General features: G+C 70.9%; 17 protein-coding genes. 7 read left to right on the top strand and 10 right to left on the bottom strand.

What is annotated here, in order from left to right; all coding sequences use genetic code 11:
* Window positions 1–37: 37 nt before the first annotated feature.
* The 4 genes from OG417_RS33915 (at window position 38) to OG417_RS33930 (ending at window position 2,460) form a co-directional block, all read left to right on the top strand.
* Complete coding sequence (locus tag OG417_RS33915) at window positions 38–412, top strand: BlaI/MecI/CopY family transcriptional regulator (protein ID WP_329237368.1); 375 nt, start codon at window positions 38–40, stop codon at window positions 410–412.
* Window positions 413–419: 7 nt separating this feature from the next.
* The gene (locus tag OG417_RS33920; RefSeq protein WP_329237370.1) at window positions 420–1,325 is read left to right on the top strand and encodes a M56 family metallopeptidase; all 906 of its coding nucleotides are present in this window, start codon (window positions 420–422) and stop codon (window positions 1,323–1,325) included.
* A 273-nt stretch (window positions 1,326–1,598) separates the two neighbouring features.
* Window positions 1,599–2,003, top strand: a complete 405-nt coding sequence (locus OG417_RS33925) for a hypothetical protein (protein WP_329237374.1) — start codon at window positions 1,599–1,601, stop codon at window positions 2,001–2,003.
* A gap of 22 nt (window positions 2,004–2,025) precedes the next feature.
* Window positions 2,026–2,460, top strand: coding sequence for a hypothetical protein (locus OG417_RS33930; RefSeq protein WP_329237377.1), 435 nt, complete (start codon window positions 2,026–2,028; stop codon window positions 2,458–2,460).
* Here the strand turns inward: OG417_RS33930 and OG417_RS33935 are convergent.
* From OG417_RS33935 to OG417_RS33945, 3 genes are read right to left on the bottom strand one after another with little or no spacing between them, the layout of a single operon-like run.
* On the bottom strand, window positions 2,451–3,362 hold the full coding sequence (locus OG417_RS33935) for a carbohydrate kinase family protein (RefSeq protein WP_329237380.1): 912 nt from the start codon (window positions 3,360–3,362) through the stop codon (window positions 2,451–2,453). The two genes, OG417_RS33930 and OG417_RS33935, sit on opposite strands and share 10 nt — an antisense overlap.
* 16 nt (window positions 3,363–3,378) lie before the next feature.
* Window positions 3,379–4,209 (bottom strand): M56 family metallopeptidase, encoded by an 831-nt coding sequence (locus tag OG417_RS33940; protein ID WP_329237383.1) that lies wholly within the window; start codon window positions 4,207–4,209, stop codon window positions 3,379–3,381.
* Window positions 4,210–4,211: 2 nt separating this feature from the next.
* A complete protein-coding gene (locus tag OG417_RS33945; RefSeq protein ID WP_329237386.1) occupies window positions 4,212–4,571 on the bottom strand; it encodes a BlaI/MecI/CopY family transcriptional regulator in 360 nt (119 codons plus the stop codon).
* Window positions 4,572–4,937: 366 nt separating this feature from the next.
* Between OG417_RS33945 and OG417_RS33950 the strand changes: the two genes are divergently transcribed.
* Window positions 4,938–5,864 (top strand): helix-turn-helix domain-containing protein, encoded by a 927-nt coding sequence (locus OG417_RS33950; RefSeq protein WP_329237389.1) that lies wholly within the window; start codon window positions 4,938–4,940, stop codon window positions 5,862–5,864.
* Between the two features lie 118 nt (window positions 5,865–5,982).
* Complete coding sequence (locus OG417_RS33955; RefSeq protein ID WP_329237392.1) at window positions 5,983–7,224, top strand: flavin-dependent oxidoreductase; 1,242 nt, start codon at window positions 5,983–5,985, stop codon at window positions 7,222–7,224.
* Between the two features lie 115 nt (window positions 7,225–7,339).
* On the opposite strand, the gene OG417_RS33960 is transcribed toward OG417_RS33955, so the two are convergent.
* Both OG417_RS33960 and OG417_RS33965 read right to left on the bottom strand, forming a co-directional pair.
* On the bottom strand, window positions 7,340–8,146 hold the full coding sequence (locus OG417_RS33960) for a hypothetical protein (RefSeq protein ID WP_329237395.1): 807 nt from the start codon (window positions 8,144–8,146) through the stop codon (window positions 7,340–7,342).
* Between the two features lie 96 nt (window positions 8,147–8,242).
* Window positions 8,243–8,389 (bottom strand): hypothetical protein, encoded by a 147-nt coding sequence (locus OG417_RS33965; RefSeq protein ID WP_329237398.1) that lies wholly within the window; start codon window positions 8,387–8,389, stop codon window positions 8,243–8,245.
* A gap of 334 nt (window positions 8,390–8,723) precedes the next feature.
* On the opposite strand from OG417_RS33965, the gene OG417_RS33970 reads away from it, so the two are divergent.
* Entirely contained in the window at window positions 8,724–9,557 is an 834-nt protein-coding gene (locus OG417_RS33970; protein WP_329237406.1) for a hypothetical protein, read from the top strand.
* 31 nt (window positions 9,558–9,588) lie between these two features.
* On the opposite strand, the gene OG417_RS33975 is transcribed toward OG417_RS33970, so the two are convergent.
* From OG417_RS33975 to OG417_RS33995, 5 genes are all read right to left on the bottom strand, one after another.
* Entirely contained in the window at window positions 9,589–10,209 is a 621-nt protein-coding gene (locus tag OG417_RS33975) for a hypothetical protein (RefSeq protein ID WP_329237409.1), read from the bottom strand.
* Complete coding sequence (locus OG417_RS33980) at window positions 10,185–10,988, bottom strand: serine/threonine-protein kinase (protein ID WP_329237412.1); 804 nt, start codon at window positions 10,986–10,988, stop codon at window positions 10,185–10,187. Before OG417_RS33980 ends, OG417_RS33975 begins: the two co-directional genes overlap by 25 nt.
* A gap of 797 nt (window positions 10,989–11,785) precedes the next feature.
* Window positions 11,786–13,876 (bottom strand): glycoside hydrolase family 36 protein, encoded by a 2,091-nt coding sequence (locus OG417_RS33985; RefSeq protein WP_329237415.1) that lies wholly within the window; start codon window positions 13,874–13,876, stop codon window positions 11,786–11,788.
* Between the two features lie 123 nt (window positions 13,877–13,999).
* Window positions 14,000–15,295, bottom strand: coding sequence for an alpha-glucosidase/alpha-galactosidase (locus tag OG417_RS33990; protein ID WP_329237418.1), 1,296 nt, complete (start codon window positions 15,293–15,295; stop codon window positions 14,000–14,002).
* Between the two features lie 84 nt (window positions 15,296–15,379).
* A complete protein-coding gene (locus OG417_RS33995; RefSeq protein ID WP_329237421.1) occupies window positions 15,380–16,138 on the bottom strand; it encodes a DeoR/GlpR family DNA-binding transcription regulator in 759 nt (252 codons plus the stop codon).
* Window positions 16,139–16,168 lie beyond the last annotated feature (30 nt).

Below are 16,168 nucleotides of genomic sequence, written 5' to 3' on the forward strand. Positions count from 1 at the left end.
ACATCACTGTAGAAGGTACCCCAGGGAAGCACAAACCATGACCCATCCCCACGATCAGGGCCGACGACGCGCCAAGGGCCAACTCGAAGCCGAGATCCTCACCGTGCTGCACCAGGCCGACGGACCGATGACCACCGGACAGGTCATCGAACGCCTCGGCGGCGGCCTCGCCTACAGCACCGTGGTGACGATCCTCACGCGCCTGCACGCGAAGCGGCAGCTCACCCGCACGCCGCGCGGACGCGCCTACGCGTACGCCCCCGTCGCCGACGAGGCGGGGCTCGCCGCCCGGCGCATGCGCGGCTACCTGGACGGGCGGCCGGACCGCGCGGCCGTGCTCACCCGTTTCGTCGGCGACCTGACGGCCGACGACGAGGACCTGCTCCGGCAGCTTCTCGACACCGGCCACTAGGACCGCCATGCGCGTCGCCGTCTACCTGCCGCTGCTGCTCACGCTGCTGGCCACGCCCGGCGCCCGCCTGCTCGCCGCACGCTGCGAACCCCGGCTGGCCACCTGGCTGCTCACCGTCTCGGCGCTCGTGCTGGCCGCCGCCGGAACCCTTTCGCTGGCGCTGCTCACCCTCACCGGCCTGCTGCGCGTCCCGGTGCTGGCCGCCCTCGGGCAGTGGTCGCTCCACCTCGCCGCACGCCGGGACCCGGTCGAGCTGTCGGTCGCGGCCGCCGCGGGCCTGCTGCTCGCCGTGGCCACCGTCGCCGCCGTACGGGTCTTCGCGATCCGCTGCCGGTCCCTGGCCCGCGCCGCCACGGACGCCGCGTGCCTGGCCGCCACGGACGGCCTGGTGATCGTCGACGACCCGGTGCCGGACGCGTACGCGCTGCCGGGGCTGCCCGGACGCGTCGTCGTCTCCACCGGCATGCTCGACACCCTGGACCCGGGCGAACGCGCCATCCTGCTCGCGCACGAGCGCACCCACCTCGCGGGCCACCACTACGCCTTCGTCGCCCTCGCCCAGCTCGGCGCCGCGGCCAATCCCCTGCTGCGCCCGCTCGCCACGGCCGTCGCCTACACCGTCGAACGCTGGGCCGACGAACGCGCCGCGGCGGTCACCGGCGACCGCCGGCGCGTGGCGCGCACGGTCGGCAAGGCGGCACTGGCCGTCGGCCGTGCCCGCTCGCGGGAGGCCACCCTCGGGATCCGCGGCGCCGGCCCGGTCCCCCGCCGCGTCGCCGCCCTGCTCGGGCCGCCGGCGGCCATGCGCGCCACCCCGGCCCTGGCGACCGCCGCCGTGCTGGGCACGGCGGTCTGGTCCATCTCCGAGGCCGTACAGGACCTGCACGTGCTGCTGCGCTTCGTCGGCGCCTGACCGTGGGATCGGCCGGGCGCCCGGTGGCCGGCCGGGCGACGGCCGAGCCCGGCGCTCGCGGTCGGGCTCAGCCGGTCGTGTTCGCCCGCCGGTCACGCCCGGCCGCCGTACTACGCGTCTCCGCGTACGCCCGCCCGTCACGCCCCGCCGCCGTACTACGCGTGTTCTCGTACGTCCGCCGGCGGGCCTGTTTCGCCGTACGCACATCCACGTAGGTTCGGTGCCGCTCCGGAGCCGACGCCCGGCGGCACCCCCGTGGCCACGATAGGGCGCGTGAACACCGATGACCCGCCCACGGGGAGAACCGCTCCGGCCCGGACCGCGATCGGCCGGGCCCATGGCCGGCACCGCGTATTCCTGATCGTCACCTGCGCGGCTCTGGTCCTGGCCGCCATCGGTGACGAGGCTCCCGGCTATGACGGGCCCGGCCCGTTCATCGACCTGGCGTTCGCCGTGACGGTGGCGCTGGTCCGGTGGAGGTTCGCCCCACTGGTCATCGCCGCCATGACCGCCTTCTTCCTCTTCGGAGGACTCGCCGCAGGCGGGTTCGCGCACCGGCTGATCCAGCCGGACCGCGCCTTGGACTTCACCGCCGGCTGGCTGCAGATGCTCGGCTTCGCCGCCGCCGTCGTCTTCGCCGTGGCCTCGACCGTCCACGCCCGCCGCCCATCCCGCTGACCCCATCGCGAAGGGATCAATCATGCTTCGTCAACGTCGTCTGAGCCGCAGCACGCTCATCTCGTTCGCCGGCCTGCTCGTCGGTGTCGGCGGCCTGGTCATCCAGTGGATCGCCGACCCGCCGAAGTTCGCCGACGCCCAGCGCTCCTTCGGCGTCGCCTTCCCGCCCGGCATCGCGTTCATCGTCGTGGCCGGCCTGCTGACGCTGGTCACCGCACGCTGGTGGTGGCATGCCGTCTTCGGGGTGTTCATCGCGTTCTGGATCGCCGGCGTCGGCACCCTGGCCGGCCAGCTGACCCCCAATCTGACCTCGCACAACGCCGGTACGGTGGCCGGCAACGTCGTCATGACCGCGGGCCTCGTACTCGCCTTCGCCGCCGGCGTCCACAGCATGGTCACGGCGTTCCGCACCCGGCGGACCGTCCGGCGTGAGACCGACCGCGTGCCTCAGGGGTGACGGGGCCACGCCGCGCCCGGCAGCGCGTCGCCGGCGTGCTCGGGAAGCGCTCCCGAGTGAGAGGCGACCAGAGCACCGAGTGCGTTGGCCCGCCGGAGGATCTCCGCGGCCGGGAGGCCACGGTGGATCCCGTCGACCATGGCGGCGGTGAAGGCGTCTCCGGCTCCCACCGCGTCGACGACCGTCACCCGCGGCGGAGCCTGCTGCACGAACACGCCGTCGAACAGCAACGCGCCGCCGCGGGCTCCGCGGGAGCAGGCGACGGCGCGCATGCCGTAGCGGCCGGCGATGTCGCGCACGGCCTCCTCGATGCCCTCGTGTGACCGGCTCAGGTGGGGCAGTTCGCGTTCGCTGACCTTCAGCACGTTGGCGGTTCGGGCCAGGCCGTCCACGAGCCGGGGCGTCCAGCAGCCGGGCCTCAGGTTCACGTCGTACACGCGCAGTGCGTCCGGGTAGCGGGACGTCAGCCGGGAGATCGCGTCGAAGGTCGCGGGCCGGCAGGCCGCGAGCGTGCCGTAGACCAGGACATCGGGGGCGTGATCCGGTGGCTCCACGGGCCCACCGGCGGCCAGCAGGTCGTACGCCGCCGGCTTGACGATCTCGAAGGTCGGATCGCCGGACGGATCGAGGACCACCTCGGCGCGGCCGGTGGGGACTCCCGGCGCGGTGCGCACCCGCGAGGTGTCGACTCCCAGCTCCCGCATCCGCGCGAGCGCGGCGCGGCCGGGCTCGTCATCGCCGACGGCGGTGAGATAGGTCGCCGTGAAACCCATGCGGCGCAGCTGGGCGGTGACGTTGAGCGGTGCCCCGCCCAGACGTCTCCCGGACGGCAGCATGTCCCACAGCACTTCCCCGATCCCCAGGACCGACGCGTTTTCGATTCCCTCGCTCCGCTCGGTCATGAGAACTCCATCCGGCTCAGTGTGGCGCGTGTTCCGCGACCACGTCGATCTTCGCGGGGCCGTGCTTCACGTCGCCGATGAGGTCCTGCGCGCTGAGGCCCGAGCACAGCAGCAGGCCCAGAGCCGCCACGGTCAGGCCGATGCGGCGGCGGGGCGGCGGGCGCAGCAGCGCGGCGACGCGGCGGGGCACCGGTCCGGGGCGCGCGGCGCCGATGCCCATCCGGACGGGCGAGGCCCCGCCCGACGCCAGGGCGACCTTGCCGATCACCCGTGCCGCCATGACGCGGTCACCGACGGCCGTGGCCGCCCGTTCGTCGGCCCAGCGCTCGGTGGCGTACCAGAGTGCGCGCCGCATCGGCCACAGCAGCGGGTTGGCCGCCGACGCGACACGGACGACGGCGCGGAAGAGGTGGTGGCGCCCGCTCAGGTGGGCCGTCTCGTGCGCGAACAGCACCCGCCGTTCGTCCGGGTCGAGGGCGTCCAGCATGCCGGTCGACACGACCACCCGGCCGGGAACGGAGTAGGCGTCGATCCGGTCGTCGGCGACCACCGCGACGACGCCGTCGCCGGGCAGGTCACGCGCCCGCCGGCGGGCCGAGCGCAGGGCGTGCGCCTGCCCGTACGCCGCGGACGCCGCCCCGGCCACCGCGGCCGCGAACGCCAGGGCGGCGAGAAGATGACCTCGGGCCAGGGCGAAGAGGGGAACCAGCGAGGCGACCGTCACCCCGGCCGCCAGGACGGTGAGCACCCAGGAGGCCGTACGGGGCGGGAGGCGCTCGGCGAGCGGGTGGGCGGCCAGGGCGACGACCGCCGGGAACACGAACGGCAGGTAGGCGTCGACGTCCATGGTCAGCGGCCGTCCAGCAGGTCGCGCAGCAGCTGCTCGTCCTGGTCGGACAGCGTGTCGACGAAGCGCGCGAGGACCGCCTGGCGATCCGGCTCGGCCGCCATGGTGCGGTGCATGCGGCGGGCGACCAGGCCCGGCTCGTCACTGACCGGCGCGTAGCGGAACGACCGGCCGTCCTTCTCACGCGTCAGCAGGCCCTTGGCGTGCATCCGGCTCAGGATCGTCACCACGGTCGTGTAGGCGAGATCATCGGAGAGCAGGGACTGCACGTCGGCGGCGTTCAGCGGCCGGCCGGCCCGCTGGAGGACGGTCATGACCTCGGCCTCGAGCGCGCCCGCGGCCCGACGCCCTCCGCTCGCCATGTCACCTCCGCGTTCGCCGACGACCGAGTATCAGTGTGCCACGGATCGCCCAGCGGCCGACCTGGTGTTACGCCGTCCAGGCGAGGAAGGCGACCCGGGGGCCCCGCCGTCGCGCGGCGGCGTCGCCCGTACGGTCGCCGAGGTCCGGCCGCGGCGGCGCATCCGGGTGCTCACGGACGTCCCAGGCCGTCTCATCCCGTCACCCCCGCAAGGGCACGACATACCCGGTGACCTGCGCGTTTCACCGTAGGGGTGGTCTTCGGCGCGTCCCATCCTCGTCCCAGCAGGACATTCGCCACGGATACCGGCACTATGAAAAGAAGCCCCGCTCCACCACGTCCGCGCTGGAGAACAAGGAGCCTGGTCATGCGTGTCGGTGCAGCCGCGTCCGTCCTGGACGACCCCGAGGAGCTCCAGCAGGCGGCCTCCTCGATCTTCGTTCCCCTGAAGATCGAGACGCCGGTGGAGGAGCGCTTCGAAGCGGGCGTCGACAGCGCGCGGATGGGACCGGTGGTCGCCGCACGGATCACGAGTACCCCCGCGATGGTGAACCGCAACGCCCGATGCGTGACGTCCACCGACGCGGAACTGCTCAAGGTGACCCTCCATCTCAGCGGCTCGATGATCGTCACGCAGGACGACCGTCAGTGCCGGGTCCGGCCCGGCGACCTGGTCGCGTACGAGACCTCCCGGCCGTACCGGCTGATCGGCACGGACGTGTGCGACATCGTCGTCGTCGGGATCCCGCGTGCGATGCTGGGCCCCAGCGCCGACCTGATCGGCCGGCGCACGGCCGTCGCGCTGCCGGGCGACCGCGGTGTCCACGCGGTGATCGCGGCCTTCCTGTACGGCCTCGGCCGCGACGTCGGCGCCCTGTCCGGCCCGAACGGGCTCCGCCTCTCCGACGCCCTCGTCTCACTGATCATCTCGGCCTTCAACGACACCGCGCCCGAGCGCGCGGAAACCTGCGACCTCGCCGATCGGATCCTCGCGTACGCGGCGGCCAACCTCTCCGACCCCGGTCTCTCGGCCGAGACGGTCGCGCGCCGGCACGGCATCTCAACGCGCTACCTGCACAAGGTCCTCCATGAGCGCGATGTCGCCTTCGGCGCCTGGGTCCGGCGTGAGCGGCTCCACCGCATCCGCCGCGACCTGACCGACCCCGCGTTCGCCAACCGGACGATCGCCGCCATCGCCGCCGGCTGGGGCATGACCGAACCCGGCCATCTCAGCCGCGCCTTCCGCGGCGAGTTCGGCCGCACACCGCTGGACATCCGTCGGACGGGACTCTGAGCGAGGGAGATCGGCGCCTTCACGTCACAACGCGGCGGTGACATGATCGCCAGCGGTACGCCCGGCGCGGAGCGTCACGCCGGGGCTCACCGTCCGCGGACACGAGGAGTCGCCCAGTATGGACATCGCCGTCGTCGGAGCGGGAATCGCCGGACTCGTCCTGGCACTGAGGCTGCACGAGGCAGGCGTGCCCTGCCGGGTGTACGAGGCCGCCTCGGAGATCAAGCCGCTCGGCGTGGGGATCAACATCCTGCCGCACGCGTCGGAGGTGCTCAGCGGACTCGGGCTCGAGGAGGCGCTGACCGCGGAGGCCGTGCTCACCGCGGAATCGGTGTTCTTCAACCGGTTCGGCCAGCTCATCTACCGCGAGCCCAGCGGGCGGGCGGCCGGCTACCGCTATCCGCAGTACTCCATCCACCGGGGCAGCCTGCACGCCGTGCTCCTGGCCGCCGTACGCGACCGGCTCGGATCCGGCGCCGTCGCGCTGGACCACCGCTGCACCGGCGTCGCGCAGGACGAGGACGGGGCGTACCTGACCTTCCGTACGACGACCGGCGACGCCCCGCTCCCCCGCGTGCGCGCCGACGGGGTCGTCGCCTGCGACGGCGTGCACTCCGTCATCCGGCGGCAGTTCCACCCCGGGGAGGGCGAGCCGCGCTACTCGGGCGTCAACATGTGGCGCGGCACCGCGGTCGGCCGGCCCTTCCTGTCCGGCGCCAGCATGGTCCGCGTCGGCTGGCTGGACCGCGGCAAGCTCGTCGTGTACCCGATCCGCGACGACGTCGACGGAGCCGGCAACCAATTGATCAACTGGGTGGCCGAGATCGAGACGCCGCACCACGTCACGCGCGACTGGAACCGCCGGGGTGAGCTGAACGACTTCATCGGCGCGTACGAGGACTGGCACTTCGACTGGCTGGACGTGCCCGCGCTGCTGCGGTCCAGCGACGCGGTGCTGGAGTACCCGATGGTCGACCAGGAGCCCCTGGACCGCTGGTCGTTCGACCGCGTCACGCTCCTCGGCGACGCGGCGCACCCGATGGTGCCGCGCGGCTCGAACGGCGCGGGCCAGGCGATCCTCGACGCGAAGGCGCTGAGCACGATCCTGGCCGGCGCGAGCGACGTCTCGGCGGCCTTCCGTGCGTACGAGGACCGGCGCCGCCCGGCCACGACGAAGGTGGTGCTCACCAACCGCCGCACCCCACCGGACGTGATCATCCGCGAGGTACGGGACCGTACGGGCGACCGGCCCTTCGACCGCATCGAGGACGTCATCAGCCAGGAGGAACTGGCCGCGATCTCCCGCCGCTACAAGGACGTCGCCGGCATGTCCGCCCGGAGCCTCATGACCGGCGGGTGACGGCCCGTGCGGCCGCGGCGTCCGTCGCGGGAACGTGCGGTTCGCCGTGGCTCTGCGCTCGCGATGTCCGTGTGTCCATGGCCCTTCGCGGACGGGTCAGGCCGAAGCCGCGGCACTACTGGATGACGACCCAGTCGCCGGGTCGCGTCGTCCGGCCCAGATAAGGACGGCCGTACGTGGCGATGCTGACCCATCGCCCCCAGGTCTTCTCCCATCGCCCGACCCAGCGATCGAGCCCGGGAGCGACGCGGTCGAGTAGGTACGGGTTGTACCAGTCACCCTTGGTGTAGAGGCCGAGCGTCCGATTCGCGCGCCAGTACGCCTCGAAGCGCTCGGCGAGCGTATCGCTGCAGAGCTGGAAGTCGTAGTCGCTGGGCCATTTGGACAAACCCAGCTTGTACCTGCTGTCGAAGAACGCCACGGCGGGCTTGGGTCCGTCCGTGGCGAACCCGGCCTGCCGGTAGGCCGCCACGACGTCCTCGATTCGCGGTAGCCGGTGTGACCCGGAAATGAGGCGATGGGCCTCGGCCGCCATCGACCGGAGTTCGTCTTCGGTCTGCGGGAATCGCTTCGCGGGATCCCCTGAGTAGAATTTGGCCGATGTCCCCTTCAGACGCATGTCCGCGTCCGTGATGCCCTCGTCCTTGAGCGCTTGACGCAACTCGGTCACGGCCGCACGCCACTGCTCCGGCCACGTCCCCAGCGGCGCACGCAGCTCCTTCATGTCCTCCAGCTGCTTACGCGAGATTCCGGAGAAGGCGAACTCGCGGTCGGTGGCCACGTAGCCCGAGCTGTCGACGACCGTGAATTCCCGGCCGCGCAGGGCGTCCGGCCTCCGCACATCCTGCGCCGCCTCGCGCAAGTACGGCAACGCCTTCGCGAGAATGCCGGATTCGGCATCGACGAGTTTGCCGCCAGCCATTTATTAACGGCCCAGACGAATCGTGTGCAGGCACGGACGGCGCACCTCCACTGGGATTCGAGCGGCTCCGATTCTCGAATTTTACCGTGCCCGCCGTCACTCGGCCCAGAAGTCGATCAGTTCCTGCTCGGTGAGCAGCCACGGTGGCCTGTCCGGCAGGACGCGACCGGTGGACAGGGCCCAGACCGTCATCAGCATCAGGGCGAGATGCTCGTCATTGGTGAAGCTCTTCAGCTCGTTCATGGTTCTCCGTCGGATGCGGAGGGATGCCGGGTGATGCCGCGGCCCCTGTCGTACACCGGGCAAAGGCCCGGGCCGGTCCGGAACACCCCCCACACATGTCCCGGACCGGCCCGGACGGTGCCGCCCCTCCGGACAGCCCCGGTGGGCCCGGGCCTGGTCGGCACCTTCGGTACGTCAGGCGGGCAGGTGGCCTGAGCTCCCTGCCACACGAGAAGCCAAGCGCGGATCCGGCCGTACGGCCATCCCCGGATTCCGGGATGTCCGCGCGGTGAGCCTCCGCTCTACACTCGGCGGCCATGAGCAGGGTGGCTTCGCCGGCCGGGACAGGACGGTCATGACAGCGGAGGCCGCGCCGTCCGTGGTGGCGCGCGTCGTCTCGTCGTCCGGCACCGTCGTGGAGGTGGTGGAGAACCAGCGTCTGGTGTTCGGGCGGGGGCCCGATGCGGACCTGGTGATCGCCGCCGACCGGGGGCTGTCCCGCCGCGCCGGGATGCTCGGCGGGGTACGCGGCGGCGCGTGGGTGGCGAACCTCAGCCACACCCACGCGTTGTACGCCGAGGCCGACGGCTACCAGATCCGGCTGCCGCCGATGGAGGCGCCGGGCGACCCGGCCGGCGGATGGTTCATGCGGGCGGGCACCACGCTCGTGGGGTCACGGGCCATGCTCGACGCCGGCCGGCCGCTGCGAGTGACGATCATGCCCGCGGCCGGCGGGCCGATCGGGGCGCTCGGAGACCGGCCGGCGCGCCCGGACGAGGACTCCACGCTGCTCCCGCTGCACCTGGATCCGAACACCAAGTTGTTCCTGGTCGCGCTGCTGTGGTGCCGGCCGTGGCTGATCGATCCGACGCGTACGTCGCCGCTGCCCCGCACCCCGGAGATCGCCCGCGCCGCGCTGGAGGTGACCGACGCGCACCACCAGCTCGAGCGGTTCGACAACGATCCGGTGTTCCGTGACCGGCTCGCCGCGCGTGTCGGGGAGCACGTGAAGGTGTTGCGACGCAAAATCAATATCCGGGGGCTCGTACGCAGCGGAACCCGGCTCTCGGACGAGGTGGTCGTCGGCGTGCTCATCGAACACGCGATCATCACGTTCGGCGATCTGGGCCGGCTGAGCGACCCGTCATGGTGTTCTCGACAGGAGGATCTCTGGTGGGACCGTACGTAGTGAAGTCCGGCGTTTCCTGGAACCGCGCAGGTCACAGCCTGTTCACGGTGAAGGCCGCGGCCAGCTGACGGCTCGTGCCGGCCACGGTCACCGTGACGTGGTGGGGACCGGGCGGGATCTTCCCGGGGAAGAACTCATGGCTCTGGTTGAGCGTGTAGTTGAACGCCCCGCCGAAGTCGACGACGGGCGGGTACGGGGACGCCGGTCGCGTGTCGAGGCGGATCGTCACCTCGCGGCCGGGCGCGAAGCCGGTGCCCGAGACGACGAATCCGGTGTCGCCGTCGCCGTAGGTCTGGTTGAGCGTGATGGCCGGGCGGCCGGACGCCTGCGGCGGGCGGACCGCTCCGGGGGGCGGGCCGCCACTGGGCGGAGAGCCGGTCGGCCTGCGGTCGCCCGGTTCCCGGCCCAGCACGACGCCGAGCATCAGGACGGCACCGGCGGCCCCTAAGATCGCCGCGGCGACCGCGATGACGCGCGCCGGCCGGCCGCCGTCGAAGCGCGCTTTTCCGGTTCGGCTCTCGGCGGGCGCCGGGCGCGACAGCCCGGCCGAGGTCGGTGAGTCCAGGGTGCGCTCGACGGGTCCGTCCTCGGGCTCGGGCGGCCGTGTCCCCTGCCGGTACTCCTCGATCAGCTCGGGCGCCGCCGCCGGCAAGGGCGCAGGGCGTACTCCCCGCCGTGCTCCTCCAGCTCCTCGGCCAGTGGCGCGAGCAGGGCGGCGGCGGTGGGCCGGGCGGCCGGGTCGCGTTCGAGGCAGTCGAGCATCAGCTCGGCCGCCTCGCCGGGCAGGCCGGTGAGGTCCGGCGGCTCGGTGGCCGGCCGGACCAGCACGTCGGTCACCGAGTCCCCGGCGTACGGCGGGTGGCCCGTGGCCGCGTACAGCAGGGTCGAGCCGAGGGAGAACACGTCGCTGGCCGCCACCGTCCGCCGGCTGTCGCGTGCCTGCTCGGGCGCCATGTAGGCGGGGGTGCCGCCGGCCTGGTGCGTCGCGGTGACCGTGACGCGTTCGGTCGCCCGTGCCACGCCGAAGTCGATGACCCGCGGCCCGTCCGCCGCGACGAGGACGTTGGACGGTTTCAGGTCCCGGTGCACGAGGCCGGCCTGGTGGATCGATGCCGGCGCCTCGGCGCAGCCCGCGGCCAGCCACCGCAGCGCCCCGGTGGGCAGCGGCCCGCAGGTCCGTACGAGCTGTCCCGGCGAGGGCGCCGCGATGTAGGCGGTGGCCAGCCAGGGGATCTCGGCGTCGGGGTCGGAGGCGACCACACCGGCGGTGTAGACGCCACTGACCCGGCCGGCGGCGGTCACCTCATGCGCGAACCGCGTACGGAAGTCGGCGTCGGCGGCGTACTCACTCCTGATCGTCTTGACCGCGACGAGACGACGGAGGCCGACCGGCCCAGATAGACGCGACCCATCGCCCCGATTCCAACGCATGCTCGGCACCGGATGGCGGACTGGGCCGCGATCACCTTTGACCTGGGCAGTCGTCAACAGGCGCCCGCCTTTACATTGTAGATCATGCACGACTTCCCCGGAATAACGCCGACGGCCTGCATGATCCCGCTCACGATGGCTGGAAGCGGAGATTTGAGAAGCGGCTCCGCCTGTGGTCCTCATGCGTCCTTGGCGCCTTCGCCGCGACGACGACCTTCAGCGACGTGGCGTGATGTCGATTTTGCGCCTACGAGCTGGAGCAACGGCCAGACCGGCTCCACGGGCGCCGGCTACGGACTCCGAATCTCCACTAGTGATCGCGATCAATGGTTTGACCGGTCATGGAGTCACGTAGTGATCGTGCTAGACGGGAACTCCGTCGCCACCGTGCGGCTTTCGGCGTCGTTTTGGCGTTCGTGCACAGAGTTGCGCAGTGCCGTGATCGGAAGATGGCTTCTTTCTCGACACCTGGCTCCATGGCCGAAAGGCAGGCCACCGGTCCTTACGCTACGGCCGATGAGTAGTAACAGATTCAAACTGCTGACCCCCGTCGCCGGATAGGTGTGACCACCGCTTGGCCGACCGTACCCATCTGCCGCAGACGGCGTGGGGGCGTCGGCCCTCGAGAAGTAGTTGACGTGACACGCCACTGTCCTGCCGTATTCGACGCGGCGGGCCGGCCTGATCGCCACGGCGATGCCGGAAGGCGTGCATTCCCGGCGATTCGAGTGGTTGTCCGGGCGGCGGCCCGGCACGCCGGACGTGCCGGGCCGCCGCCCGCTCGGTGGATCAGGCCGTCAGATGCGCTCGGCCACGACGAGCTGGAACTTCTCGAACGTCAACTGGAGGGTGTCGTGCCGTGAGTCGGCGACGCCCAGGACGGTGCCGTTGAACGGGTCGGTCAGCCGGTACCGTCGGCCCCGGTCCAGGCCGCGCAGCTCGACCTTTCCGTTCCACCGGTCCGCGTAGAAGGCGTAGTGCAGGGTGGAGTCCTTGGCGATGACGTGGGCCTCCGGCTTGTCGAATCCGATGTCGTACAACTCGCCGCGGTACTCCCCGGTGGACAGCATGTACTTCTTGTACAGCGCCACCCACTTGCGCCAGAGCACCTCCTTCTCCGGCGTCAACACCACCACGTCCTCGGGCTTCGTCCCGGGCGCGTCGCTCGGCCAGGTGAACTTGGTCGACAGCACCGCTCCGACGCCGTAGCTGGAGGCGAAGTCGTCGCCTCCGTCGCTCAGCTCCACGTGGTCGCCGGCGTAGCTGCTGCCGTGCCCCATCAGCGCCTTCATCGACTTGCCCTTGCTCCGCACCTGGTACGACGACGTCGGGTCCGAGGCCGGGTACTGGTCGACGTACGGCAGGTTGTGGAAGGCGAAGGCCGTGCCACACGGGCAGAGCTCGCACACGGCATCGCGGTTCGCCCCGTGCGCGGCGTCGTGGATCGCCTTCCAGAACAGCGCCAGCCCCTCGGTCGACTCCTCCGGCCGTGCGTGCCGGTGAGCGGGGTTGTAGCAGGGTGCGACCGCGTTCAGGTGCTGACCGTCGGTCTTCAGCCCCTCGTATCCCCAGTCACCGATGAACTTCCGCGCCAGCCCGGCGAAGTAGTCGATGGTCGGCTGGTACGCCGGGCACAGTGTGTAGGAGTCCCACCAGCTCACGTTCTGTTTGTTGCCGTCGGCATCCAGCAGCAGCATGTCCGGATGTTCCTTGTACAGGTCGCTGTCGGGGTCCGCCGCCAGCGGTGCCCACCAGAGTCTCGGCAGCAGCCCGGCGTTCCGGATCTTCTGGGTGAACGCCCGCATGTCCGCCTCGCCCCGCGGGAACTTCGCGGGGTTGATGTCCCAGTCGCCCTCGTTGGTCTGCCAGCCGTCGTCGAGACCCGCCCACGTGAAGCCGACGTCCTGCACCTTGGGCAGCGTCCCGAGCACCTGCTCGACGGTGAAGTCGCGCTGGTAACCCCAGGCGCACCAGACCGGGGCGAACGCCGATTCCGGCACCTGGGGGGCGCGCAACCCGATGTCGCTCATGTAGTCGCGGTAGCGCTGGAGCGGCACGAAATGGTCGCGCTGGTGCACGGCCAGGAACGTGGTGTCGGTGGTCAGCTTCTGGCCCGGTTTCAGGGTGACACGGGTGTCGCCCTCGATCGCGATGCCCGCCCCGTGCTCCGACTTGCGGACCGGCATGCGCAGAATCCGCGCCACGGGCTCGACATGCCCGACGGACACGCCGGCGCCCCGGCGCCAGACGGACGCCAGCGGGGTTCCACCGCCGTAGTCGGAGGCGTCCATGCCCAGGGAATTCTCCTGGAAGAAGCCGTCGGACACGGGTTGCACCCAGTCGCGGCGGTCCTCATGGGTGGAGCCTGAGAAGGTGTAGAAGCCTCCTGCCGTCTCCAGCAGTTCGTGGGCTCCGTTACGCCACCCGGTGACGTTCAGCGGTTCGCGCGACAGGTTGGTGTACGTCACCTTCATCACGGTCATTCCGTCCAGCCGGCGGTAGGTGGTCAGTTCCACCGTCTTCCTCACCTGATCGCTGGATACGCCCTGGATGGTCACGACGACGCCGTCTCCGTGCCGGGCATGCCGGATCTTGCGCGTCTGATGGCCGCGGTAGCTGAAGGTGTCGATCGTCGCGTCGCCGAGGACCAGCACCTCACCGGCGTCGAACCGCGTCACCTTCTGGCCGTCCACGGAGACCCTGCTGTGCAGGCGGTCGTCGAACTCCAGAGTGATGGAGTCGTCACCGACCCCGACGAGCTTGGGCCCGGGGTTCGAGGAGGTCGCGGCCTCGGCCGCGGGCAGGCCTCCCGTCACGGCCGGCAGGGCGGTCAGACCCGCGCCCCCCAGCGCCACTTTCAGCACGGTGCGCCGCGTCATGTCGGTCATCTAGCACTTCTTTCGTCGAGGGCCGTTATCGCCGATGAGAGGGCCGATTCGTGGTTCGCTCGAAAGCTGGGTCGTGCGCCGCTGCGCACACTCATGCACGCGAAATCGCATGGCCGTCCCGCGTCATCGGCGCAGGGACCTGGGGAGCAGGTCGCGGTGTGCGTCGAGGAGTTCGTCGCACAGTGCCTCGGCACGGCGAGTGGTCAGGACGCTTCCGGCGTTCGGATCCAGGAGAACGGCCTGGTAGACATGGCGGCGGTCGCCGTCCAGGACGGCTCGTACGGTGAGTTCCACCACGTTGAGGAAGGTACGGTTCAGGGCGGCCAGCTGCGGCGGCAGGGCCCCGATCGGCTGTGGACGCGGGCCCGATCCGTCGATCAGGGCCGGGACCTCGACGCAGCATTCGTCGGGCAGGTTGGTGATCAGGCCGTCGTTGCGGACGTTGAGGTAGATCTCCCGTTCCCGGCCGGTCTGGTGGGCGTGGATGAACTCCGAGGCCAGTTCGGACGTCGCCTCTAGGGTCAGCGGCCCCTCATCGGCGAGTTCCCGGCGGGTCGACTCGTACTCCTCGATGTTGCGCTCCGAACGCCGAAGGTATTCACCGACCGGGACTCGGAACTGCTCGATCTCCTCGTCGTGGCGCATGAACCAGGGCACGTATTCGGCGCTGTGCTCGCTGGACTCGGTAGGAAAGTAGCCGAAGCGACGGAACAGCTCGACGCGGACCCGGCGCTGGAGCTCCGGATCGGCGTCGATGGCCGCGCGCAGCGCCGGGTACAGATCCTGACCCTCGTGCTCGAAACGGAGGACGAACGCCTGGTGGTTGAAGCCGGCCGTGCGGAAGTCGATCTCCGCGAGCGGTACACCGACCAGCTCGGCGAGGAGCCGGTGCGTGTCGCGGACCGAATGGCACATGCCGACGACCCGCTGGAACGGTGAACCGGCGTAGACGGCCCACGGCAGCATCGCCATCGGGTTGCTGTAGTTGAGCAGGTAAGCGTCCGGCGCGACCTTGGCCAGGTCCTCGCCGATCTGGATCAGCACAGGGATCGTGCGCAGGCCTCGGAAGACGCCTCCGATGCCGATCGTGTCCGAGATCGTCTGGCGTACGCCATAGCGGGCCGGAATGTCGAAGTCGGCGCGGGTGGCGCGGTAGCCGCCGACCTGGATCTCGTTGATCACGTAGTCGGCACCTTCGACGACGGTGAGCCGGTCGGTGCTGGAGCTCACTTGGGCGCCGGCGCCGGTCTGCTCGTTGATGCGGCGCACCAACGCTTCGGCGTAAGCGAGCCGGTCGGCGTCGATGTCGTGGAGCGCCAGCTCGAACCGGCCGTGCAGCTCGGCGAATCCGCACAGGTCGGTGACGACGTTACGGGTGAACTCGACGCTGCCGGCGCCGATGAACGCTACCTTCGTCATGATCGGACTATGACACCGACGCGGACGAACGCACAATGATAAGCAGGAAACGCGCAATTTTCGTGTGCGTGGTTGCGCGAAACGTCAGACGAGCGTGACCTCGCAGTCCCGCTCCCGGATCTGTTCGATCTGCGCCTCGGCCGCCCGCTCGTCCGTGATCAGGAGGTCGACCGACGTCATCGGGCAGACCTGCGCGAGCGCCACGCGGCCGATCTTCGTCGCGTCCGCGAGCACGATCGTCTTGCGGGCGCGCTGGAGCAGGGCGGCGTTCACGCGGGCGCCGGCCGGGTCGTAGTTCGTGCATCCCGCCGACGCGTCGACGCCGTCGACCCCCACGAAAGCGACGTCGACGTTGTACTCGGCCAGGAACTCCTCCGCACTGTGTCCGACCGTCTCCTGGCTACTGCTCCGCACCTCACCGCCCGCGGTGAACACGCGGAGCCGCGGATTGTCCAGCAGGTGGAGCGCGACATTGAGGGCGTTGGTGACCACGGTGAGACCGTCGGACTCCAGCAGCAGATGCGCGAACTCGGTCACCGTGGTGCCGCCCGTCATGCCGATGACCCGGGCGCCGGCGAGGTGCCGGCGGGCCGCGTGCGCGATCCTGCGCTTCTCGACCAGGTCCTGGGTCGTCTTGTAGCTCAGCGGCATGTCGTTGAACGCGGCGTGGGTGGTGGCACCACCACGGGTGCGGCTGACCAGACGTTGCTGTTCGAGCACCTCGAGATCGCGCCGGATCGTCGCATGCGACACACCGAACCGCTCGGCGAGCTCGGGCACTTCCAGCGACCCGTGCGCGACGATCGCGGACAGGATCTGGTGGATGCGTTGGTTGCGTCGCATGCCCCGAGGCTAGCGCACGAACGATCAGAT

Origin of the sequence: Actinoallomurus sp. NBC_01490, assembly GCF_036227085.1 — a bacterium.
Lineage (GTDB): Bacteria > Actinomycetota > Actinomycetes > Streptosporangiales > Streptosporangiaceae > Actinoallomurus > Actinoallomurus oryzae.